23 protein-coding genes are annotated in these 20,779 nt (G+C 49.3%); all 23 read left to right on the top strand.

Annotated elements, in window-relative coordinates; genetic code table 11:
* Positions 1 to 55: 55 nt before the first annotated feature.
* The 23 genes from fyuA to mobC all read left to right on the top strand — a co-directional run bounded on the left by fyuA (position 56) and on the right by mobC (position 20,731).
* Entirely contained in the window at positions 56 to 2,077 is a 2,022-nt protein-coding gene (fyuA, locus tag HMPREF9538_RS20260; protein ID WP_000784549.1) for a siderophore yersiniabactin receptor FyuA, read from the top strand.
* 870 nt (positions 2,078 to 2,947) lie between these two features.
* The gene (locus HMPREF9538_RS32130) at positions 2,948 to 3,874 is read left to right on the top strand and encodes a hypothetical protein (protein WP_000039781.1); all 927 of its coding nucleotides are present in this window, start codon (positions 2,948 to 2,950) and stop codon (positions 3,872 to 3,874) included.
* 139 nt (positions 3,875 to 4,013) lie between these two features.
* Positions 4,014 to 4,199 carry an AlpA family transcriptional regulator gene (locus tag HMPREF9538_RS0127155; protein ID WP_000205185.1) on the top strand — a complete coding sequence of 62 codons (186 nt, stop codon included), beginning with the start codon at positions 4,014 to 4,016 and terminating at the stop codon, positions 4,197 to 4,199.
* 21 nt (positions 4,200 to 4,220) lie between these two features.
* Complete coding sequence (locus HMPREF9538_RS29475) at positions 4,221 to 4,403, top strand: hypothetical protein (RefSeq protein ID WP_001513329.1); 183 nt, start codon at positions 4,221 to 4,223, stop codon at positions 4,401 to 4,403.
* A complete protein-coding gene (locus tag HMPREF9538_RS20270) occupies positions 4,388 to 4,969 on the top strand; it encodes a DUF2857 domain-containing protein (protein ID WP_000937856.1) in 582 nt (193 codons plus the stop codon). The genes HMPREF9538_RS29475 and HMPREF9538_RS20270 overlap by 16 nt, the downstream gene beginning before the upstream one ends.
* Complete coding sequence (locus HMPREF9538_RS29470; protein WP_001112404.1) at positions 4,959 to 5,168, top strand: TraR/DksA family transcriptional regulator; 210 nt, start codon at positions 4,959 to 4,961, stop codon at positions 5,166 to 5,168. Before HMPREF9538_RS20270 ends, HMPREF9538_RS29470 begins: the two co-directional genes overlap by 11 nt.
* Before the next feature lie 203 nt (positions 5,169 to 5,371).
* Positions 5,372 to 5,539 (top strand): Hha/YmoA family nucleoid-associated regulatory protein, encoded by a 168-nt coding sequence (locus HMPREF9538_RS31000; RefSeq protein WP_072185601.1) that lies wholly within the window; start codon positions 5,372 to 5,374, stop codon positions 5,537 to 5,539.
* A 568-nt stretch (positions 5,540 to 6,107) separates the two neighbouring features.
* The gene (locus tag HMPREF9538_RS0127150) at positions 6,108 to 6,341 is read left to right on the top strand and encodes a hypothetical protein (RefSeq protein WP_001231171.1); all 234 of its coding nucleotides are present in this window, start codon (positions 6,108 to 6,110) and stop codon (positions 6,339 to 6,341) included.
* Between the two features lie 72 nt (positions 6,342 to 6,413).
* On the top strand, positions 6,414 to 7,124 hold the full coding sequence (locus HMPREF9538_RS20285) for a lytic transglycosylase domain-containing protein (protein WP_001513331.1): 711 nt from the start codon (positions 6,414 to 6,416) through the stop codon (positions 7,122 to 7,124).
* A complete protein-coding gene (locus tag HMPREF9538_RS20290) occupies positions 7,124 to 7,417 on the top strand; it encodes a TrbC/VirB2 family protein (RefSeq protein ID WP_000600171.1) in 294 nt (97 codons plus the stop codon). Before HMPREF9538_RS20285 ends, HMPREF9538_RS20290 begins: the two co-directional genes overlap by 1 nt.
* A gap of 12 nt (positions 7,418 to 7,429) precedes the next feature.
* A complete protein-coding gene (locus HMPREF9538_RS20295; protein WP_001096397.1) occupies positions 7,430 to 10,168 on the top strand; it encodes a VirB3 family type IV secretion system protein in 2,739 nt (912 codons plus the stop codon).
* Positions 10,169 to 10,185: 17 nt separating this feature from the next.
* Positions 10,186 to 10,893: a type IV secretion system protein gene (locus tag HMPREF9538_RS20300; protein ID WP_000857358.1), complete on the top strand. Its 708-nt coding sequence runs from the start codon at positions 10,186 to 10,188 to the stop codon at positions 10,891 to 10,893.
* Positions 10,894 to 10,900: 7 nt separating this feature from the next.
* A complete protein-coding gene (locus HMPREF9538_RS29460; RefSeq protein WP_000949384.1) occupies positions 10,901 to 11,143 on the top strand; it encodes an EexN family lipoprotein in 243 nt (80 codons plus the stop codon).
* Positions 11,144 to 11,146: 3 nt separating this feature from the next.
* A complete protein-coding gene (locus HMPREF9538_RS20305; protein WP_000014010.1) occupies positions 11,147 to 12,220 on the top strand; it encodes a type IV secretion system protein in 1,074 nt (357 codons plus the stop codon).
* Between the two features lie 221 nt (positions 12,221 to 12,441).
* Positions 12,442 to 13,125 (top strand): type IV secretion system protein, encoded by a 684-nt coding sequence (locus tag HMPREF9538_RS20315; protein WP_000003229.1) that lies wholly within the window; start codon positions 12,442 to 12,444, stop codon positions 13,123 to 13,125.
* Complete coding sequence (virB9, locus tag HMPREF9538_RS20320; RefSeq protein ID WP_000976328.1) at positions 13,122 to 14,030, top strand: P-type conjugative transfer protein VirB9; 909 nt, start codon at positions 13,122 to 13,124, stop codon at positions 14,028 to 14,030. Before HMPREF9538_RS20315 ends, virB9 begins: the two co-directional genes overlap by 4 nt.
* A 35-nt stretch (positions 14,031 to 14,065) precedes the next feature.
* Positions 14,066 to 15,316 carry a VirB10/TraB/TrbI family type IV secretion system protein gene (virB10, locus tag HMPREF9538_RS20325; RefSeq protein WP_000997453.1) on the top strand — a complete coding sequence of 417 codons (1,251 nt, stop codon included), beginning with the start codon at positions 14,066 to 14,068 and terminating at the stop codon, positions 15,314 to 15,316.
* Positions 15,306 to 16,331 carry a P-type DNA transfer ATPase VirB11 gene (gene virB11 / locus HMPREF9538_RS20330; RefSeq protein ID WP_009484405.1) on the top strand — a complete coding sequence of 342 codons (1,026 nt, stop codon included), beginning with the start codon at positions 15,306 to 15,308 and terminating at the stop codon, positions 16,329 to 16,331. The genes virB10 and virB11 overlap by 11 nt, the downstream gene beginning before the upstream one ends.
* Positions 16,328 to 16,726 carry a cag pathogenicity island Cag12 family protein gene (locus HMPREF9538_RS29455; protein WP_000592250.1) on the top strand — a complete coding sequence of 133 codons (399 nt, stop codon included), beginning with the start codon at positions 16,328 to 16,330 and terminating at the stop codon, positions 16,724 to 16,726. Before virB11 ends, HMPREF9538_RS29455 begins: the two co-directional genes overlap by 4 nt.
* 35 nt (positions 16,727 to 16,761) lie before the next feature.
* On the top strand, positions 16,762 to 17,067 hold the full coding sequence (locus HMPREF9538_RS29450; protein WP_000754360.1) for a hypothetical protein: 306 nt from the start codon (positions 16,762 to 16,764) through the stop codon (positions 17,065 to 17,067).
* A gap of 33 nt (positions 17,068 to 17,100) precedes the next feature.
* The gene (locus HMPREF9538_RS20335) at positions 17,101 to 17,406 is read left to right on the top strand and encodes a hypothetical protein (RefSeq protein ID WP_000606542.1); all 306 of its coding nucleotides are present in this window, start codon (positions 17,101 to 17,103) and stop codon (positions 17,404 to 17,406) included.
* 709 nt (positions 17,407 to 18,115) lie between these two features.
* On the top strand, positions 18,116 to 19,975 hold the full coding sequence (locus HMPREF9538_RS20340; protein WP_000602686.1) for a type IV secretory system conjugative DNA transfer family protein: 1,860 nt from the start codon (positions 18,116 to 18,118) through the stop codon (positions 19,973 to 19,975).
* 9 nt (positions 19,976 to 19,984) lie between these two features.
* Complete coding sequence (mobC, locus tag HMPREF9538_RS20345) at positions 19,985 to 20,731, top strand: MobC family replication-relaxation protein (RefSeq protein WP_000909111.1); 747 nt, start codon at positions 19,985 to 19,987, stop codon at positions 20,729 to 20,731.
* The last annotated feature ends 48 nt before the right edge of the window (positions 20,732 to 20,779 follow it).

Below are 20,779 nucleotides of genomic sequence, written 5' to 3'. Positions count from 1 at the left end.
AATTCACCATTGTCGGTATTTTTTGCGTTTCGCCGTCTTACAGGGACTCACAACAATGAAAATGACACGGCTTTATCCTCTGGCCTTGGGGGGATTATTGCTCCCCGCCATTGCTAATGCCCAGACTTCACAGCAAGACGAAAGCACGCTGGTGGTTACCGCCAGTAAACAATCTTCCCGCTCGGCATCAGCCAACAACGTCTCGTCTACTGTTGTCAGCGCGCCGGAATTAAGCGACGCCGGCGTCACCGCCAGCGACAAACTCCCCAGAGTCTTGCCCGGGCTCAATATTGAAAATAGCGGCAACATGCTTTTTTCGACGATCTCGCTACGCGGCGTCTCTTCAGCGCAGGACTTCTATAACCCCGCCGTCACCCTGTATGTCGATGGCGTCCCTCAGCTTTCCACCAACACCATCCAGGCGCTTACCGATGTGCAAAGCGTGGAGTTGCTGCGAGGCCCACAGGGAACGTTATATGGCAAAAGCGCTCAGGGCGGGATCATCAACATCGTCACCCAGCAGCCGGACAGCACGCCGCGCGGCTATATTGAAGGCGGCGTCAGTAGCCGCGACAGTTATCGAAGTAAGTTCAACCTGAGCGGCCCCATTCAGGATGGCCTGCTGTACGGCAGCGTCACCCTGTTACGCCAGGTTGATGACGGCGACATGATTAACCCCGCGACGGGAAGCGATGACTTAGGCGGCACCCGCGCCAGCATAGGGAATGTGAAACTGCGTCTGGCGCCGGACGATCAGCCCTGGGAAATGGGCTTTGCCGCCTCACGCGAATGTACCCGCGCCACCCAGGACGCCTATGTGGGATGGAATGATATTAAGGGCCGTAAGCTGTCGATCAGCGATGGTTCACCAGACCCGTACATGCGGCGCTGCACTGACAGCCAGACCCTGAGTGGGAAATACACCACCGATGACTGGGTTTTCAACCTGATCAGCGCCTGGCAGCAGCAGCATTATTCGCGCACCTTCCCTTCCGGTTCGTTAATCGTCAATATGCCTCAGCGCTGGAATCAGGATGTGCAGGAGCTGCGCGCCGCAACCCTGGGCGATGCGCGTACCGTTGATATGGTGTTTGGGCTGTACCGGCAGAACACCCGCGAGAAGTTAAATTCAGCCTACGACATGCCGACAATGCCTTATTTAAGCAGTACCGGCTATACCACCGCTGAAACGCTGGCCGCATACAGTGACCTGACCTGGCATTTAACCGATCGTTTTGATATCGGCGGCGGCGTGCGCTTCTCGCATGATAAATCCAGTACACAATATCACGGCAGCATGCTCGGCAACCCGTTTGGCGACCAGGGTAAGAGCAATGACGATCAGGTGCTCGGGCAGCTATCCGCAGGCTATATGCTGACCGATGACTGGAGAGTGTATACCCGTGTAGCCCAGGGATATAAACCTTCCGGGTACAACATCGTGCCTACTGCGGGTCTTGATGCCAAACCGTTCGTCGCCGAGAAATCCATCAACTATGAACTTGGCACCCGCTACGAAACCGCTGACGTCACGCTGCAAGCCGCGACGTTTTATACCCACACCAAAGACATGCAGCTTTACTCTGGCCCGGTCGGGATGCAGACATTAAGCAATGCGGGTAAAGCCGACGCCACCGGCGTTGAGCTTGAAGCGAAGTGGCGGTTTGCGCCAGGCTGGTCATGGGATATCAATGGCAACGTGATCCGTTCCGAATTCACCAATGACAGTGAGTTGTATCACGGTAACCGGGTGCCGTTCGTACCACGTTATGGCGCGGGAAGCAGCGTGAACGGCGTGATTGATACGCGCTATGGCGCACTGATGCCCCGACTGGCGGTTAATCTGGTCGGGCCGCATTATTTCGATGGCGACAACCAGTTGCGGCAAGGCACCTATGCCACCCTGGACAGCAGCCTGGGCTGGCAGGCGACTGAACGGATGAACATTTCCGTCTATGTCGATAACCTGTTCGACCGTCGTTACCGTACCTATGGCTACATGAACGGCAGCAGCGCCGTCGCGCAGGTCAATATGGGTCGCACCGTCGGTATCAATACGCGAATTGATTTCTTCTGATTATTGTAAAAGGGATACCGAAAAGGTATCCCTTTTACACCACTAGTTAAAACCAGTAACTCAGCAGAGTCGCAAAAAATATTAATCCATAGTGATTATTTAAACAATGAAATTGCGATTAGGACAAATAGATTTAACTTTCTCGTTCCTTTCTCTCCTTATACTAAAGAAATAATCATATCAAAATAAAAATTCACAACAGTGCAACATTAAAAACACAACCAACAAACAATCCTATATACAAGGCACATCTCCAGAATATAAAAGCACAGACAAACAACCTAAAAAAACAACCCGAATTAATAAAACCTTTACAATTACACACCCTCAACTCAAAACAATTTCGAAAACTCAAAGATTTCATCGGCAAAAACAGTCATTAACACATATATTTTTTGAAATTCTGTAGAGTAAAACTGATATAAAGCATTTATCATATTAACATATCAATAAGTGCAAACTTAAAAATCAAAAGTTAGGGTTCAGTAAAACCAATTCGCCACAAAAAAAACCACCCCATACATATAAATTATTTTATAGGTAAAATAGATTATATATTCTCATAGCTACCACAAACTATACTAGCCTGAACTATATTTATTCTTCTGCAATCAATGCATACATAACACAAATATCACTCAGGTACACTACTCAAACCACGCTGGGATTTTTCCTCAAGTTATAATCATCACCCCGAAAATCATTCGGCATTTACTCATTAAATAGTCACCCCATAGGCCTGTACATGTTTACTCAGAAATATACATCCTTTTCTCTGTCACAAACCCTCTGATTAATCATAAATAAATACTTGTGACACCAATCTTTTTCCTTAACGGAACGAATTGTTGTGTAGAAGGAGATAATATTATGTCAAAAAAATATCAGCCATTGCTTATAACTCATTATATGTCAACATGGGTCACTATAACGGAAGCAGTTGAGATCACTACCAAAGCCATAAAACAAAAAATTACTCCTAGCGATATTTATCGTCATGCCTTGAGTGGCAACATCCTACTATCGGTCTATTTCCAGTCTCCTGTGATACTTAAGAAGATACAAACTTTTAATGGAAAAATAAAATTCAGGCAGTTTGAGGGAGACCTACTTGATAAACTATGCATGCTTGACAGGGACGGTTTTATTTATGGTCAAAATTTAAGACTCTGTACAGAAGCCAGATATGTTTGTCCTGTGCAACAAATTATAGATACCCCCCTGATAGGCTATGAATATGTTTTGATTCAGCGCATACTGGCACGTGAACTTAAATTCCCCTCCCCAATTGTGGGGGCAAGAAAAACTAACCATGGTATTATAGTAAGATTTTCAGAGGAGCTTTTTCAAATTTTCGAAACGATGAGTTGGAAAGAACGCGTAGAAAAACAAATTTCCAGACTACCTAAAAACACAGCATTAGATGTCATAAAAAAACTAACAGAAGTGACGACCATAAAATATAATCACAATGGGTGTTTTCCTCTTTATACATTACCGCCTGATGCCTGTTTTGTTATTCGCCACACCGAAGTCGAAAGACTAATTAATTTATACAAAAAAAGGGAGAGTCATCCCATTTCACCTTCCCGTATGACAACACCGTTATCACGCCTGTTTTGGCTGGCCTGCAAGCACAATGATATTATCAGCCCACTGCTGAATCATCCCTATAAGCTCCTTTCTATTTTTGAACAATGGGCATCAGGCGATGGCATCGGGGAAAAACTGGACGCTGAAACACTGAAAAATGCGCTGAAGCGTGGTTCGCCATCTTCGACATCCTTATCCGGCTAATACCATCCCCATTTGTAATGGCCGACAACCCTAAATAAGGGTTTTGCATCCCTTATTTAGGGCTCACCAGCTTTCTCTCAGGCTTCCACTGTGTTTTTTTATTCTCCGGCCACCGTTTATTTCAGTCACAGGAGGATATATGACATCTTATCAGTTACTACGCCTCAGACAGGTTGAGCAAAAAACAGGGCTGAAGCGTTCACAGATATACCTTTATATGAAAGAGGGTGCATTTCCCCGTTCAATAAAAATAGGCCCTGCTAGTGTTGCCTGGCTCGAGTCTGAGATTGACGAGTGGATCAACAAAAAGTTATCTGACCGATAAAGACGCAATGAGGAGAAGATGATGAACATTAATATCCCGGCACTCATAAACTTCGATCCTGCAGGTATAAAAAAAAGCACCTGCATGTATATTTCAGACCTGCCCGGTATTGTGCTATATGACACTATACCATTCACTGAATATTCAGCTGAATTACTGAGTACTTATTCAGTTAAGGAGTCAATTTCATGCTTCCATCCCTGAATCATATTATATTAACCGTTGCTCTTCAGGCGCTACGGGAAGGAAATATTCATCACTGCGAAACTATGGGATTCACTTACGATGAAATGAATTTGCTCGGTTGCTTATCAATAAACGATCTTATCACCCTCAGTCAGGCACCTTTACCGCTTGTCGATATTACTATCCGCCATGATGTCCTGCAAAAATTACTGGCATCATCCCACGAGGAAAACAGGCGTCAGGAACAACTGAACAGAGCTGTCAGGCTGGGGGGCTCAATCGCACTGATGAACCGTTATTTCGGGGTTGGCTCCAGAGAAACCTGTGCACGCCGCCGGTTACTCGGTGTCTCCGTTCCAAACGGGAGAACACCCATTCCGGATGAAGAAACCGATGCTGCAATCTGGCATCAGTGGCAAAAATATCGGGTCGAAAACATTGATTCCCCGGAGGCGCTGGACGCCATGATGCTGGTTACAGAAAACCTTTCATCGTGTACTGCCCCCTCGCTGACCGTTGTCTGGAACTGCATCACGCATTGCGAAAGAAAGAACACGGTAAGGAGAATACAACGTGCCAGATGAAATCGATCGCGATCAGGCGTTTAATGAACGGTGCCTAGAAGCACTGATTGAACAAAGCCGGTTAAGACCCACACCGACACCTTCCCTGCAGCACTGTCGATTATGCGGCAAGGCTATTCCGGAAAAACGCCGTCAGACGCTGCCGGGTGTAACAACCTGTACTGACTGTCAGTCGATACTGGAGAAACGCAGACGTTAAATCTGTATGTGCGGAGGAGAATAGCTCCGCACATTTTAATATGCACCAGCCGGCTTGTTTTCAGGTTCCCGTGCCTCCATGTCATGGATGAATAACCTGCTCACATCTCCTGCTGTGGCAATCCTTTTTTACAGTCAGTACACCAGAGGTCAGACATGAACAAACCGGCAAACAAGATGGAATTCGTCAGAAAACTGCGGTAAATAAATGACGGCAGCCTGCTGGAAAAGGTTGTCGGGCATATGGAAGAAAAGCTCACAGGGAATGAGCTTGAAATGCTTTATGCCGCAGCAGATTATCGCCGCGCAGAGATTGTAATGAACCAGTACTTTGATAAGGTTCCCGGTAATGCCTGGAAATATGTCAGATAACTCTGTGTTTTTTATGCAACAGGTACAGACGGATACCACTGCGGCATGAAAACGAATTTCACCACCCGGCCCGGTAAGTATCGGCCTAAGTGGCCAGGAAACGTTTAACCAGATTAAAGACCGTCCCTTACAACAAAAGGGACTACTGTATTCCTGTCTTTCACGCCTTACACATTATTGTCGTTACCAAATTCAGCCACAGAGACAGCATACAACCCCATCTGAAATATAAAGAAAGTCTTCCTCCGGATGTTTAATTTAACCTGATAATAATCAACAAATATTATTATCAGCCCGCCCGTCATCATTCATGCACACACACACCGTGCCAGTAATACGTTAATTTCACATACTTTTTTATCATTCCTTCCGGTATTTATTTTCCCGTTAAAATTTCATTACCCCTCCTGCATCCTGACCATGCTCTTTAACAATATGGAGCGGGCTGTCACACAACCATAATTCAGGGTGCCGCTGAATGTTCTCGCTGACCCGTTAAAACCGGAATGCAGGATCGGAATGTGATCGAAGAAATCATCTTCAACAATTTTAATTAAACGAGGACACTATGAGAAAGCCTGTTTATTACGCGTATGTTGCCCAGGAAAGTCATCCGGACTCTCAGGGTGAGAAAAATACCTGGTGGACAAAGGTCGGAGTCGCCTTTCCCCACCACGGTAAATCCGGTCTGAATATTGTCCTGACGCCCGGTATTGCCGTTTCCGGCAAACTGGTCCTGCTTGAGCCCCGGGAGGAAAATAATCCACCACAGAATACGGGCCCCATCGAAACCGTGTCGTAACCACCCTTAATTCTGTTCCCACGGCATGCAGTATCAGCAGACCCTGCATGTCACTTGTTTACTGAGGTCACCATGCTTTCCACCACAGCCTTTCTGGCGATAGCCATGCAGTGCGCCGCCAGCATTCATCCGTCCACGGCATTCGACGTGGCACGGGTGGAATCCGGTTTTAACCCTTATGCCATCGCTGAGATTGTCCCGAAGGCCGGCCCCTCTTTCGGCGATCAACACATTATTTCTCACCTGCCAGCCAGCCGGGGAGATGCAGAGCATATTCTCCGTCGCCTGTCAGCACAGGATCGCCGTTACTCTGTCGGGCTGATGCAAATCACCAGCACCAATTTCCGCCATTATGGTGTGTCCGCCACAGAGCTACTTGATCCCTGTACCAATCTGTCCGTCTTCGAACACATTCTCAGAGACTGCTACCGGCGCGGCGGCACGCTGAAAAGGGCGCTGAGTTGTTATTATTCCGGCAATTTCAGTACCGGGCAACAACCTGAAACGGCGTTTTCCGGAACGAGCTATATCCAGCGAATCGGTTATCCGCCGGGATCATCCCGCTATGCGGTCCCCGGAACCCGTGAGGACAAATCATCAGTTGCCGTTCCCCTGAAAACCGCCCCTGCCAGTGACTCATCCCGTCACCACGTGTTCTGGCCCGGAGTCGTCGTCCGTGGCGTCCCTGCGAAACTCCGCCAAGAAAAAATCTTCATCGCACCTTTCTCCGCGCCGTCAGTGCGCCGGAGTTTCTCCCTGTCACCCCGTGAGGAGGAGGAATAATGATACTTTTCCGCAAGCTAAAAGCTGTGGTCCCCCCCGTTTCGGCCTGTACGCTGACGACTTTTTCTGCAACCCCGGCACTGGCCGACGGATTTCAGCGGGCAAATACTGTCATGCAAAAAGTGTCAACCGGGCTGCATGGTCTGGCGGCAATCACGATCACCGTGGCCGTGATCTGGATTGGCTATAAGACCCTGTGGAAAGGCGAGAGCCTGTCGCAGTGCGGCTACATCATCATTGGCGGCATTTTAATTGGCGGAGGCAGTGAAATCGGCGCTCTGCTGATGAGCTAAGAGGCTGAACATATGGCAAAGCTGCTCAAGGCAATGAAACGCCCGGCGGCGCTGTGGGGGGTGCCAATGGTGCCCCTGCTGGCTGTCACGGGTGTAACCATCATCGTTGCTATCTGGACTTCCGTCGCTCTCCTGTTCTTACTTCCTGTGCAATTTCTGGTGATGAAGTCCCTTACCAGAAATGAACCGATGCGGTTCAATCTGATTGCCGTATGGCTGAGAGCGAAGGGAAAGCCGGTAGCAAACCGTTTATTTGGCGCAACAACATTTATGCCCGTTGAGCATGATGATGTTGATATCAAGGAGTTTCTCGACGCCATGAAACTAAATCAGTGTGCCACCATCAAGAAGTACATCCCGTACTCATCGCACATTCATCAGCATGTGGTTCGTTCCCCTAAGAGCGATCTGTACTGCACCTGGGAATTGATGGGAACGCCGTTCGACTGCGAGTCTGACGAGTCGCTCCAGTTCGGGACGAACCAGTTACACGGGCTAATCCGCTCATTCGAAGGTATGCCAGTTACTTTCTATATCCATAACGACCGCAATACGTTTACCGACAATCTTCATAAAGATTCCGGCAACCCGTATGCCGATGAAGTTAGCCGTCTTTACTACGCTTCTGTCGGTCTGTTCCGGCGCAACCGCCTGTTCCTGACGGTCTGCTATCGCCCGTTTGTCAGCCTTGAAAAAGCAGAACGCAAACGGATGAAAGACAGCCAGAAACTAAAGGAGCTGGACGGTGCTTTGCTGGAAATGCTGGAAATAAAAAGCACGCTCGATACCGCGCTGTCGCGCTATGGTGCGCGACCTCTCGGTACGTTTACCGAAGGAAACGCGGTGTTTTCGTCGCAACTGGCTTTCTATGAATATCTGCTAACGCACCAGTGGCGAAAAGTGCGCGTCACCCGTACCCCGGCCTATGACGTGATGGGGGCGGCGGCGTTGTTCTTTTCGGCTGAATCCGGGCAGATAAACCACGCCAACGGTACGCAATATTTCCGGGGGCTGGAGGTTAAAGAGTTCGCCGAAGAGACCGCCACGGGGATGATGGACTCCCTTCTTTACGCCCCCTGCGATTACGTGATCACGCAGTCCTATACATGCATGTCACGCGAGGAAGCGAAGAAAGCCATTAAGCGTACCCGCCGCCTTTTGATGAGTGCCGACGACGATGCTGTTTCCCAGCGGCTGGATCTGGATGTGGCGCTTGACCTGCTGACATCGGGGAAAATCGCTTACGGCAAGCACCATTTTTCCATCATGGTGTATTCCCCGTCGCTGGAAAGCCTGGTTGCTGATACGAATGAAATCAGTAACGCGCTGAACAACATAGGGATAACGCCTGTTCCGGCAGAAATATCGCTTTCAGCGGCGTATATGGCGCAACTGCCAGGCAACTACAACCTGAGGCCACGTAAAGGGGAGCTGAGTAGCCAGAACTTTGTGGAGCTGGCCGCGCTCCATAATTTCTATCCGGGCAAGCGCGATAAAGCCCCCTGGGGGGATGCGATGGCTTTACTGCGCACCCCGTCAGGCGATGGCTACTATATCAACCTGCATAACACACTGGCAGATAAGGACGAATTCAACGAGAAGAACCCGGCCAGTACCTGCATCCTCGGTACGAACGGTTCGGGTAAAACCATGTTGATGACGTTCTTTGAGATCATGCAGCAGAAATACGGGCGCGAGGATAGCTTCTCCCCGGATGCCAAAACCAAACGGCTGACAACCGTTTACCTCGATAAAGACCGGGGCGCAGAGATGAACATCCGGGCGCTGGGTGGCCGTTACTATCGGGTTATCAGTGGTGAGTCTACAGGGTGGAACCCGTTCTCGTTGCCAGCAACCAAACGCAATATCAATTTCATCAAGCAACTGATGAAAATCCTTTGTACCCGTAACGGCTCGACGATCTCCCCACGCGATGAACGCCGTCTGAGTGATGCGGTCAATGCTGTGATGAATGACGAGCCGCAATATCGCGTCTACGGCATTACCCGAATGCTGGAAAATTTGCCTGAGCCGGCTACGAAAGAAGCCCAGGAAAACGGCCTTAGCATTCGGTTGTCACAGTGGGCGCAGGGCGGTGAGTTCGGCTGGGTGTTTGATAACGAGTCTGACACGTTCGATATCAGCAACTGCGATAACTTCGGCATCGACGGAACGGAGTTCCTGGACGATGCAAGCGTATGTGCGCCAATCTCGTTTTATCTGCTGTACCGCATTACCAGCCTGCTTGACGGGCGACGCCTGGTCATTTTCATGGATGAATTCTGGAAGTGGTTACGCGACCCGGTGTTTAAGGACTTTGCTTATAACAAGCTGAAAACCATCCGTAAGCTGAACGGGATGCTGGTCGTCGGTACTCAATCCCCGGCAGAGATCATCAAAGATGATATCGCCCCGGCAGTGATTGAGCAGTGCGGGACACAGATTCTGGCGGCGAACCCCAACGCCGACCGCGCACACTATGTTGACGGTATGAAGTTTGAACCGGAAGTGTTCGACGTGGTGAAAGGGCTTGACCCGCAAGCCCGCCAGTATGTTGTGGTGAAAAATCAGTTCAAGCGCGGCGATACCAAACGTTTTGCCGCTCGTGTCACGCTCGACCTGTCGGGTATCGGCAGATACACCAAAGTCATGAGCGGCGATGCCCCCAACCTCGAAATATTCGAATCGATTTACCGGGAAGGAATGCAGCCTCATGAATGGCTCGATACCTACCTGGCTAAAGCGCTCTGACCCAAAGGAGATATACGATGAAAACTCGCTTTCGTACTCTTATTCTGGCTTGCGTCATTGCAAGCCCACTGGCTCATGCTGGTATTCCCGTCGCTGTTGATGCTGACCCTATGCGGGACGTGCAGTGGGCGCAGGAGTTAAAACGCTGGATGGAAACGGCCAGACACTACCAGTCACAAATACAGGCATATAAAGACCAACTGGCGACGGCCACTGGCGTTCGTGATATTGCTGATTTTGTTGACCAGGCCAAAGGCCTGAAAGCTGACCTTGAAAAGCTGCGTAAGCCCGGACAGGCACTGAATGACCTGCTTCTCTCCGGCGGTTCCTCCGGGCAGTTCGATGCGTTGTACGAGAAGTATAAAATTTTCGACACCTGCAACACTGCGCAATCGGGGAGTTATGCCAACGTATGCAAGCAGCAGGTCATCAACAAGGCTATCCAGCTTGAGCAAACCGACGAGGTTCAGAACCAGGTAAGCCAGACCCTGGGGGAAATAAACAGTCTCTCCAACAGGGTAGCGTTAGCCAAAGATTCGAAAGAATCTCAAGACCTTGCAAACAGTATTCAGCTAAAATCTGTCATGCTGAACACGCTTACCACCCAATGGGAAATGAGCGTGAAAGCAGCAGAGAAGCGCGAAAATGCGCTAGAAGCGGAGCGTGTTAAGCAGTGGAATCAGCAGCAGTTAAACGCGCCAACTGCTGACCTTAATAATTTATGAGGTATTTATGTTATCAAAAAAAATTATTTTAATTTCGACGATCACCCTGTGCTTTTCTATTGTTGGATGCAAAGAGGAAGCTAAAACAACAAAATGGTATAGGGATCACCCTGACGAATTAAAACTAGCTTATGAAAAGTGCCAAAAGAGTGGTGACGCTTCTGATAATTGCAAGAATGCAAATGAAGCCCACTATCAAATCAAGCAGCTAAACGCACCAACTCCAGACTTAAATAATTTAGAGGAGTAATATATGAGTGGCGGTCTTTTTGTTGGGGTTGAGAAATACCTGATAGGAGGAATTACAGACGCCACAAAGAGATTGATGATGTCGTACTCTTCTATGATGATGGGGTTGGCAGCAGCGTCAGCTACCATCTACATCATGTGGCGTGGATACCAGACTTTGGCTGGTAAGCTATCTACGCCTATGGAAGACACGATGTGGGACATCATGAGGATGGCGATCATCCTGTCCTTCGTGGCTAATTTAGGCGGCTACCTCGATGGCGTTATTGATGCCATAAACGGAATAAAGGAGGGTTTTTCTGGTAGTGATAATATATGGCAGTTATTAGACACCCTATGGAATAAGGCTAAAGTGTTAGGGAAAACGCTACATGACATGGATAATTCTACATATGTAAAAGATGAGGGAATGACTGCTCAATTTTGTGTATGGCTTGGAATATTCGCACTTATGATTCTAGCGGGCTTTGTTTCAATGGTTGCCGAAGTAATGATTCTACTATTAGGAATAACTGCACCTATTTTCATATTCTGCCTTATGTATGGTTTCCTCCGCCCCATGTTCAATAACTGGTTGCAAAATATATTTGCAGGAATATTAACAATTCTATTTACCGCTCTCTCATTGAGAATTGTAGTGAATTACTTGAATCTCGTTCTTAATAAGGCGACGAAGGTAGCAGACAGTTCAACAATTGTTGAACTTGGTGCTCAAGTCTGCCTTGCAGGTATTTTCGCTGCAATACTGGTGTATATTTCCGCTAAGGTAGCCGCAGCTCTGGCCGGGGCAAGCGCTACCGTATCCATGCAGGGGCTGGCCGCTGTAGGTATCGGTGCGGCTGCTTTTGGTGCCGGGAAGCTAGCCGGGGGTGCAGTTAAAGAAACCAAACGTTCCGCCCAGGACAACATTCAGGGCTGGAAGGATGCGAATGCAGGTAAGCCCGGCAAGCCCGGAGGTGAGTTAGGCTATAACGCATCTAAAGCGCGGAAGTACGCGATTGAGCAGATGATAGCCCGGAACGAAGCGCGGAGGCTGGCACAGTCGAGAGAATCCGCGGTTAAGAAGTTCAACAGCTAGGCCAGACGTCTCCCGTCCATCCCCCCGAAATATCATCATATGAAAATATAATTATATTTTCATATATCTAATTTAGTTGAGGAAATCATTGATGAAACGCTTGATTGCGCTGGCTTTGCTGTGCGCGCTTTCTGGCTGCGCCCAGAACACGCCTCCCTCTGCCTTTAGCGGTAAGGGAGAACCCGTAAACACCCCTCAAATTATGGCGGAGTTAAACAGTCATGAGTGAACAGAAATTAATAGCTGAATCCCGCACTTTTGAGCAGCAAATGATTGAGCGGGATAAACGCGCCACAAAAGCCGGTTTTGTTGTTGGCGGTATGGGTCTGCTGATTGCGGTACTGGCGCTCGTCGCCGTGGTCGTGATGTTGCCGCTGAAACAGACGGACGTTGAGCTGTATACCTTGGATAACCACACAGGACGGGTGGAACACGTTACCCGGACATCGAAAACCAGCCTGACCGCAACAGAAGCCTATCAAAAGGCGATGGCCGCAAACTACGTCAAAGTGCGTGAGCGGTATGTCTATCCCTCTTTGCAGGACGACTACGAGACGGTACAGGTCTACAACGCTCCCCAGGTAAACGATGACTATCTGGCGCTTTACGCCGGAAAAAACGCCCCAGACAAGGTTTATAAGAACGGGGCGCACACCGTGAAAGTGGAGATCTTGTCCAACCAGATCACCGATGCGACAGCCCCTGATAGGGTCGCCACCATCCGCTACAAGAAGATTATCCGCCGTCTGGCTGATAACAGCACCCGCAACGAATATTGGGATGCCCGGTTCACGTTCCATTCTAACCCTGACAAGGAAATGAGCGATGCGGAACGCGAGATCAACTACTTCGGCTTTACCGTCACCAGTTGGCAGACCGACCGCGAAATCCGGGGAGGTGAATGATGAAAAAGTTAACGTTTACCGCACTGGCACTGATGATGTGCGGCGCGGCATGGGCTGCGGCCATACCGCAGGCAAGCCGCTATGACTCCCGCGTGCAGCAGGTTATCTATAACCCGCAGAACGTCACTGTCGTTAACACCAAACCCGGCTTTATGACAACGCTAGTCTTTGATAACGATGAGGCGGTCATAAGCGCCAAACCTGGCTTTGATGAGGCGTGGGAAGCCACGCCGGATGCAAACCGGGTCAACGTTCGCCCGGTCGCGCTCACGCAGGGAGCGCCCGGAGAAGATGGCAACACAACGCAGGTCGTGATCCCCCCGAACAGCCGGGACTGGCATACCAATATGCTGGTTGTCACCAGTAAGCGCCTGTACAACGTCGAGCTGAACGTCATCGATGATAAATCGGCACAACAACCCGCTTTCCAGGTGAGCTATCGCTATCCGGGCGAAGAACGGGACAAAGCGAGCCGGGAGGCGACGGCCAGACAGCGCGAGTGGGAGCAGAAACAGCAACAGGCCAGCGTCCAGAAAGCGCTGAACTCGGCGCAGACGCCCCGCAACTGGAGTTACACCAAATATCCGGGCAAAGGCAGTTTCAACATTGTTCCCGATTTTGCTTACGACGATGGCCGCTTTACGTTCGTGGGCTTCTCCCCGTCTAAGTCCATTCCTTCCGTCACCAAAGAGCTGAACGGCAAAGAGCATGTGGTTAACAGCAGTATCCAGAAGAAAGGCGATTTCACCGTACTGGTGATTCAGGAGGTGACGCCACGCCTAGTACTGCGTTCCGGTAATGCCGTTGTGGGTCTGGAAAATAGCGGATTTGGCAAGGTACACGCCGCCGATGGTTCCACCGTATCCCGGCAGGTGGAAAGAGTGGAAAAACCGGAATCCAATTAACCTATAAAAATATTTTTATAAAAGGAAACGTGCATATGAACGACGAAAACAAAATGCCTGTGCCGGATGAAGCGCAGGCATTCCCGGCACACGCTGAGGATGATATTGCCACGCTTGAGCGGGAAGCCCGCGCTAAAAGGGAGGCCGAGCTTCTCAATGCGCAGGACGACGAAGAGAAAGACCCGGTACAACCCGCCGTTAACAAGCTGAAAAAGCGCAAACGGGGCAAAGCAACCGCCTTTCTTGCCATTGTCGCGGTCACGCTTATCTTCCTGGCATGGGGTGGTAACTGGGTTTATCGCAATATCCTGTGGCAGCCTACGGAAGAAAAGAAACAGGACACAGCCCCGCAGACGAACAAAACCGATTACCGGCAGCGTAACGATCTCGGTATGTCCACCGATACAGCCGAAGAAGAGCCAGAGCAACAGGATAACGGCCAGAGCAGCACGGGGGGAACAGGGCAGGTGGCTCCGGCCGCCCCGCCAGAACTCAACAAAGCCAGCTTCCTTATTCGCCGTGATGGTTCGGCCACCACACAGAACCCGGTAAAAACCCGGCAGCAGGAAATGACGCTGACATCGGCAACGACCACCGGACAACAGGACAGCAGCGCGGCCACAAATACCGCCGCACCGCCGCCGGGACAAAGCCCCGCACCACTGCGCCGCATACCCTATAACCCTGACCTGTACATCCCGGAAAATACCTCGATCCCCTGCTCACTGGATCGCCGCTTTGTATCTGACCGGGCGGGGAAACTTCGCTGCACGGTCACTACTGACATCTGGAGCGCCAGCGGCAACACGAAGCTGATAGAGAAAGGCACCACCGCATCATTACTTTACCGCGCCATAGCGGAAGAAGGTATGAAGCACGGGCAAGGGCGGGCATTCATCATTGCGACGAAGCTACGCACCCGCCAGCCGCCTTATCTCGATATCCCGTTGGTTGATACCAGCGCGGCTGGCGAGCTGGGCGAGGCTGGCGTTGATGGCTGGATAGATTCGCACTTCTGGGAACGGTTCGGCGGCGCGTTAATGGTCGGCATGATCCCCGATATTGGCGCATGGGCATCCAACAGCGCGGGTAAAAAAGACCGCAATACGGACTATACGGAAAACAGCCGCCAGGCTATGGCAGATATGGCACGTACCACGCTAGAGAACAGCATCAATATTCCCCCAACGCTCTATAAGAATCAGGGCGAGATCATCAACCTAATCACAGGCGAGGATATTGATTTTTCCAACATCTATACACTGAGGTTGAAAAATGACCGCTAAGAATATTTCCCTCGACCGCTATAAACAGCGTTTCTTTGGCGACTTTCTAGAGCTTCCCGGCCTGACGGAGATCGCCGTCAATCGTCCAGGTGAGCTGTATACCAAAATCAACGGCGTATGGGAGCAGCACGCCGTTCCTTTGTCCTATGAGGATTGCTACAACTTTGCCCGGTGCCTGGCAAAGCACCACGGCGACAATATCGAAGATATTAAGCCGGGGCTGTCAGCCACGCTGGAATCTGGCGAACGGTGCCAGGTGATTGTTCCCCCGGCCTGTGAGCGCGATACGGTGTCTATCACCATCCGTAAGCCATCGAAGGTACAAATCCCGCATCAGTCATACATCGATGCGGGATTTTATAACCGGGTAACAGGCGAGGAAAAAACGGAGACGCACGACGAGGAATTAATTGCATTGTACAATACAAAAAATATTCCTCTGTTTATGGAGAAATGCGTCGAGTACGGTAAAACTCTCGCGGTCGCCGGGGAAACAAGCACCGGGAAAACCACCTATATGAAAATGTTGATAGGGTATATTCCTGTACATCTTCGGATATCAACCATTGAGGACAACCCGGAAATCACGTTCTTTATCCATAAAAACTACGTCCATCTTTTTTATCCGTCAGAATCATCAGATGAAAAAGGTTCTATCGTTACCCCGGCGAGCCTTTTACGCTGGAATTACCGTATGAACCCTGACCGCATTTTATTAACAGAGGTTCGCGGTGCGGAAGCCTGGGACTTCCTTAAAATAACAGGTTCCGGCCATGAAGGGAGTATGACCTCCATTCATGCAGGATCAGCGAAAGAAGCTATATATGGGTTTATTACCCGTTGCTATGAAAATCCACAGTGCGCCCAGCTCCCCTATACATTTATGTTACGTAAGGTTCTGGATAGCCTGGACGTGATTGTGAGCATTGATTTAGACGGAAATGTTCGCCGTATGAATGACATCTATTTCCGTCCAATTCATCGAAACCAGTATTTTGAGGAAATGAAAGCATGATAAAGAAACTTAAAGTCATCATGTTGGCAGCAATAGTTACCGGATGTTCATCGCCGCCGCCTCCCGTTCCTGTGGAGTGGGATAAAGCCGCTGCCCCATTAAATACCAGTTTATCGCAATGGAGTGACAATAACGTTATAGTCCCTTCCCCGACAGTTAACGGTAAATGGACATCATCAATCAGCGCACAAAGTTTCTACGATACAATATGGACTCCAGCAGTATTTTACGCAGTCGCCCATTCAACACGAATTGTCGTCACTGCACAATCCGGCACTGATTTCTTTAATGCCAAAAACTGGCTTCGCCAGAATGGCGCAAAAGGCGTTATTGAATACCAGCCTGTCTTTAATTGCCTGACGTGCAGAGAAACCACTATTTATTTCTCTCGCTAATCCATTTAAGCAACACAATCTAATAAGGATTTATCATGAAAAAAACCGTTATCGCGGCGACGGTATTATGCCTGACCGCAGGAACGCCGATTTATTCCTTTGCCGCTGACCCGTGCGAAGTTGTTCTTTGCATGTACGGAAAAGCTACAGGTAATAGTGGTGGGAGTGAATGCAGTTCAGCAGAACGCGCATTTTTTAAAATCAACGCATTTAAAAAACACCATCGTTTCAATCCGGGTAAAACATTCGATATGCGAAAAGAATTTTTAGGGGAGTGCAAAGCCGCAGACCCTGAATCAATAAGTAAAATCCTTTCAAAATTTGGCAGAGTGAAAGGATAACTGACATATCCATTTTGATATGAGAGGTTCGAAATGATAAACGAAGATTTATTCATTAAGAATATACACTCAAAAAATCAGGACAGAATATCTGTAGCCATGGTATATGACACGTTATCAAAAGAAGCCCACAGAGGTTGTGGGCTGTATTACGAAATATACGAAAGCTGTTTTATCGGTCTTTTGCGCGATCATCTTTCAGAACTTAATGAAGCTGACGCAAATAGATTAAGACGCTATGCCGAGAGTAAAGGTACGAAAATTGATGATGCGTCCTACAGTGAAGCACTGGAAGCTGAAAGGGAGTGCAGGGCTGAAATATACCGCGAGCAAATGTAATCACACAAAACAAAAGTGTATTGTACAATACAGAGACTAACAGGCGACGGGATTTTAAGGCTTCATTATTTTTGGCTTCAATTTCGAAGAAATTGTTAAGACGAAAAATAATGAAGTGGAACGTGGACAGAAAATTCAATTTCGGAGAAATTGCTAATTTTCAGGATCCACGTCCACCCGCGAACATTCGCCCCAGCGAATTGAAGCGGGCCGGGGGGAGCCGCAAAAATTTTGCCGCCCCAGCGAGCAAAAAGGCACGCCCACGTGCCGGTTTTTGTGGGGGGCTTGCCCCGCACACCGTCGCAGCCAGGCTATATTTCCCGCCCCGGCGGGGAATATGCCGATTAGGCGCGACCAACCCCTTTAAAGCAGCGTTCCCATTTTTTCGAGCTTGCGAAGAAAAAATAGGCTAAACGCGCGTCTTAAAGGGGTTGGTCGCGCGTAGCGTGCGACGGTGTGCCGCCTTTGACCCTGGGGGTTTTGGCGTGGCGTCCAGCCGCGACATTACCCCCATGCGACAGGCAATAAGGGCGTCCAGCCCGCATGTACTGGCGCACGCCGTTTCGTGCAGGGAAGCATGCTTTCCGGTACATGGCCGCACAGCGGTTACCTTCTTTACCCCATACGCTCGCCCCGTCTTTTCGCCCGACACCGTGGGGCGAATTGATGGGGCGATGTCATGGGGCGAATCGCTGACGAAGGAGGCATGATGATTTTAAATAAGCTTACCGCTTCACTGTCCCCGATAGTGAACGGGATGCTGGCGGTGCTGGCTTTTGTGCAACAGAAACAACTGGTGCTGGCATTATTAGCGGGGCTGACGATGCCGTTTTTTGCATCAATGAAAAGCGATGAACGGCAGAAAGCGCCGCTCTGGAAAAAGCTGATTATTGCTTTTTCCCTGCTGTGTTTTCTCTCCGGCACACTGGCTCCGGTCGTTATCGGATCCTTTCAGTGGCTGTATAAGATCAGACCCACCAGTGATAATACGGTACTGGCGTGGTCAGTACGGATTGCTTTCACTGTAACCGGGATTATTTTTCATATTATGCTTCGCCGGATATTCACACCGGAACTGGACAAAATAAAGAAACGCCTTGTTAAAAAGACCACCCTTGAACGGGAATTGCGCACCGATGTCCGCACCGTAAAGTCCCTGCTGCCGGAAACACTGCATTATAACCCGCTGGATTATATCGACCTGAATAAAGGCATTTTTACCGGCATGGGCAGGGAAAATGAACCAATGTATCTCCCGTTAAAAGACTGGCAGAAACAACACGCGGATATTATCGGCACCACAGGGGCCGGTAAAGGGGTAGCCGCCGGCATATTACTTTATCAAAGTATTCTGGCCGGTGAAGGTGTTTTTGTTATGGACCCCAAAGACGATGAATGGGCACCGCATCTTTACCGCAAAGCCTGCGAGGATGCAGGCAAGCCTTTTGCCTTAATTGACCTGCGAAAACAGCAATACCAGTTAAATCTGATTGAAGATATCACGCCCGATGAGCTGGAAGAATTGTTTGTTGCAGGTTTCAGCCTGGCAGAAAAAGGGCAGGAATCTGATTTTTATCGCATTGATGACCGAAAAGCCGCCCGTATAGCCGCACAATTTGTCAGCGATAATCCATCGACAACAATCCGGGATGTTTATAACGGTGATTACGTTCAGAGTATTGCCGAAAAGATCAAAGCCTTTTTCGGAAAAATTGAGGAACTGGCATTACTCAATGCCATTAACTCACCAGAAGGCTTTTCGCTTAAGCACATATTTGATGAGGGCGGCTGCTGTTATGTTGTCGGCTCCATGCGAAACAGCAAAATTATTACCGCCCAGCGCATGCTACTGGTTCGCCTTTACCAGCTGGCAGAAAAGCGCGATCGAGTAATAGACGTCCCCCGCCCCATTGCTGTTTATCTTTCCGAACTGAAATACCATTTATCCAGGTCAGCACTGGAGGGATTAGGGGCAGCGCGTGATAAAGGCGTGCATATTATTATGGACCACCAGTCCATTGCCGATTTAAAAGACTGCCCGGCAGATTTGAAAGGTGACGCCGTTGTCGGTGCGGTCGTTGAAAATGCCAAATTCAAACTGGTTTACCGGGTTATGGACCCGGATACAGCGGAATGGGTAGCGAGAATGTCAGGCACTATTCTGGTGGATGACGAACTCCGTAAGGCTAAAACAGATAATATGCTCACGGAGACCATCGACAGTGAGCGCACAATCCGCCAGGCCGAACGTTTCTTTATTGACAGCAATATGATCCTGAACCTGCCCGATTTTGTCAGCTTTATCTTTACGACAAAAACGCTACCTTCTGCTTCACTGATCTCGCCGATAAAGGTCAGAAAGCGCCAGCTAAAAACTTTTTCGGTTTCCCCTGATATTGCCGCAACGGTAGCCCCCGTGAAGATCATGCTGGATTTTTGCGAGGATGATAAACCCGCCATGTCGGATGTGATGACAACACACCCGGCTCTTTTCTTCGACGAAAGCGAAGTCAAACCGGTAAAGCCGAAACCTGATGATGAAGAACACCTGTCCCCGCTGGATTTTTAAGGAGCGCTTATGCTGATTTCATCATTTCACGAGCGCCAGACGCGTAACAACGAAAAAATAAAACAACTGCTGAACTTCCTGAAAGAAGAAACTTACAGTGATTTTAAAACTCTGATGCTGTTATTTGGTTTCCGGGATCATAAGTCGCTTTATTCGCTACTGGCAAAAACAGAGCGAATGGGGTTAATCCAGAAGCATGTGCTTGAATCACGAACAATGAAGATTTCATTATGGGGGATCACCAGCGACGGGCTGGCGGTGGTGTTAACCCCGGATGATAAAATCTTTCCTCCTCGGTTTGAACCATCAAAAATCACCGGCTGGACGCTGGAACACCATCTTGATAATCAGGCCGCCAGGCTTATTCTGGAGAAGAAAGGCGCGTCGGGATGGATTAACGGCGACCGGGCCACCTTTCTCAGCCAGTATCAGGTAAAACATCGCCCGGACGGGTTGATCATCTTGCCTGGCAGCACCGTGATCGCCATTGAAACCGAGCGTCGCCTGAAAACCCGAGCCCGCTACCAGTCGATTATTGCCAGCCACCTGCTGGCCCGTACCCGCAAACTGTGGATTCATGTTTTTTATGTCATTCCTGACCCACAGAAAAAACGGGCACTTGAGCTCCTATTTGACAGCATCAGACATGTCATCATCAACCATCAGCACGTCCCGCTGGAAGAACGCCACCGTCGGGTATTTCGCATTTATACCCTTGATGAATTAAAGCGCTTGTCATTAGACAGCTATACGTAAGCTTTTACTCAGGCCATCGTGATGGTCTCACCGGGCTGGCGGTAATAC

The organism is Klebsiella sp. MS 92-3 (assembly GCF_000195655.1).
In the GTDB taxonomy this organism is placed as follows: Bacteria; Pseudomonadota; Gammaproteobacteria; order Enterobacterales; family Enterobacteriaceae; genus Klebsiella; species Klebsiella pneumoniae.
This window is presented reverse-complemented; position numbering and strand designations above follow the sequence as displayed.

Bases quoted from the DNA above. Each gene is read 5' to 3' on its own strand.
- HMPREF9538_RS20340 (WP_000602686.1), top strand. From the start codon at position 18,116: ATGATTTTAAATAAGCTTACCGCTTCACTGTCCCCGATAGTGAACGGG.
- HMPREF9538_RS20295 (WP_001096397.1), top strand. From the start codon at position 7,430: ATGGCAAAGCTGCTCAAGGCAATGAAACGCCCGGCGGCGCTGTGGGGG.
- virB9 (WP_000976328.1), top strand. From the start codon at position 13,122: ATGATGAAAAAGTTAACGTTTACCGCACTGGCACTGATGATGTGCGGC.
- virB10 (WP_000997453.1), top strand. From the start codon at position 14,066: ATGAACGACGAAAACAAAATGCCTGTGCCGGATGAAGCGCAGGCATTC.
- HMPREF9538_RS20300 (WP_000857358.1), top strand. From the start codon at position 10,186: ATGAAAACTCGCTTTCGTACTCTTATTCTGGCTTGCGTCATTGCAAGC.
- HMPREF9538_RS20290 (WP_000600171.1), top strand. From the start codon at position 7,124: ATGATACTTTTCCGCAAGCTAAAAGCTGTGGTCCCCCCCGTTTCGGCC.
- HMPREF9538_RS20285 (WP_001513331.1), top strand. From the start codon at position 6,414: ATGCTTTCCACCACAGCCTTTCTGGCGATAGCCATGCAGTGCGCCGCC.
- HMPREF9538_RS29475 (WP_001513329.1), top strand. From the start codon at position 4,221: ATGAACATTAATATCCCGGCACTCATAAACTTCGATCCTGCAGGTATA.
- HMPREF9538_RS29460 (WP_000949384.1), top strand. From the start codon at position 10,901: ATGTTATCAAAAAAAATTATTTTAATTTCGACGATCACCCTGTGCTTT.
- HMPREF9538_RS0127150 (WP_001231171.1), top strand. From the start codon at position 6,108: ATGAGAAAGCCTGTTTATTACGCGTATGTTGCCCAGGAAAGTCATCCG.
- HMPREF9538_RS0127155 (WP_000205185.1), top strand. From the start codon at position 4,014: ATGACATCTTATCAGTTACTACGCCTCAGACAGGTTGAGCAAAAAACA.
- HMPREF9538_RS20270 (WP_000937856.1), top strand. From the start codon at position 4,388: ATGCTTCCATCCCTGAATCATATTATATTAACCGTTGCTCTTCAGGCG.
- mobC (WP_000909111.1), top strand. From the start codon at position 19,985: ATGCTGATTTCATCATTTCACGAGCGCCAGACGCGTAACAACGAAAAA.
- HMPREF9538_RS32130 (WP_000039781.1), top strand. From the start codon at position 2,948: ATGTCAAAAAAATATCAGCCATTGCTTATAACTCATTATATGTCAACA.
- HMPREF9538_RS20305 (WP_000014010.1), top strand. From the start codon at position 11,147: ATGAGTGGCGGTCTTTTTGTTGGGGTTGAGAAATACCTGATAGGAGGA.
- virB11 (WP_009484405.1), top strand. From the start codon at position 15,306: ATGACCGCTAAGAATATTTCCCTCGACCGCTATAAACAGCGTTTCTTT.
- HMPREF9538_RS20335 (WP_000606542.1), top strand. From the start codon at position 17,101: ATGATAAACGAAGATTTATTCATTAAGAATATACACTCAAAAAATCAG.
- fyuA (WP_000784549.1), top strand. From the start codon at position 56: ATGAAAATGACACGGCTTTATCCTCTGGCCTTGGGGGGATTATTGCTC.
- HMPREF9538_RS20315 (WP_000003229.1), top strand. From the start codon at position 12,442: ATGAGTGAACAGAAATTAATAGCTGAATCCCGCACTTTTGAGCAGCAA.
- HMPREF9538_RS29450 (WP_000754360.1), top strand. From the start codon at position 16,762: ATGAAAAAAACCGTTATCGCGGCGACGGTATTATGCCTGACCGCAGGA.
- HMPREF9538_RS29455 (WP_000592250.1), top strand. From the start codon at position 16,328: ATGATAAAGAAACTTAAAGTCATCATGTTGGCAGCAATAGTTACCGGA.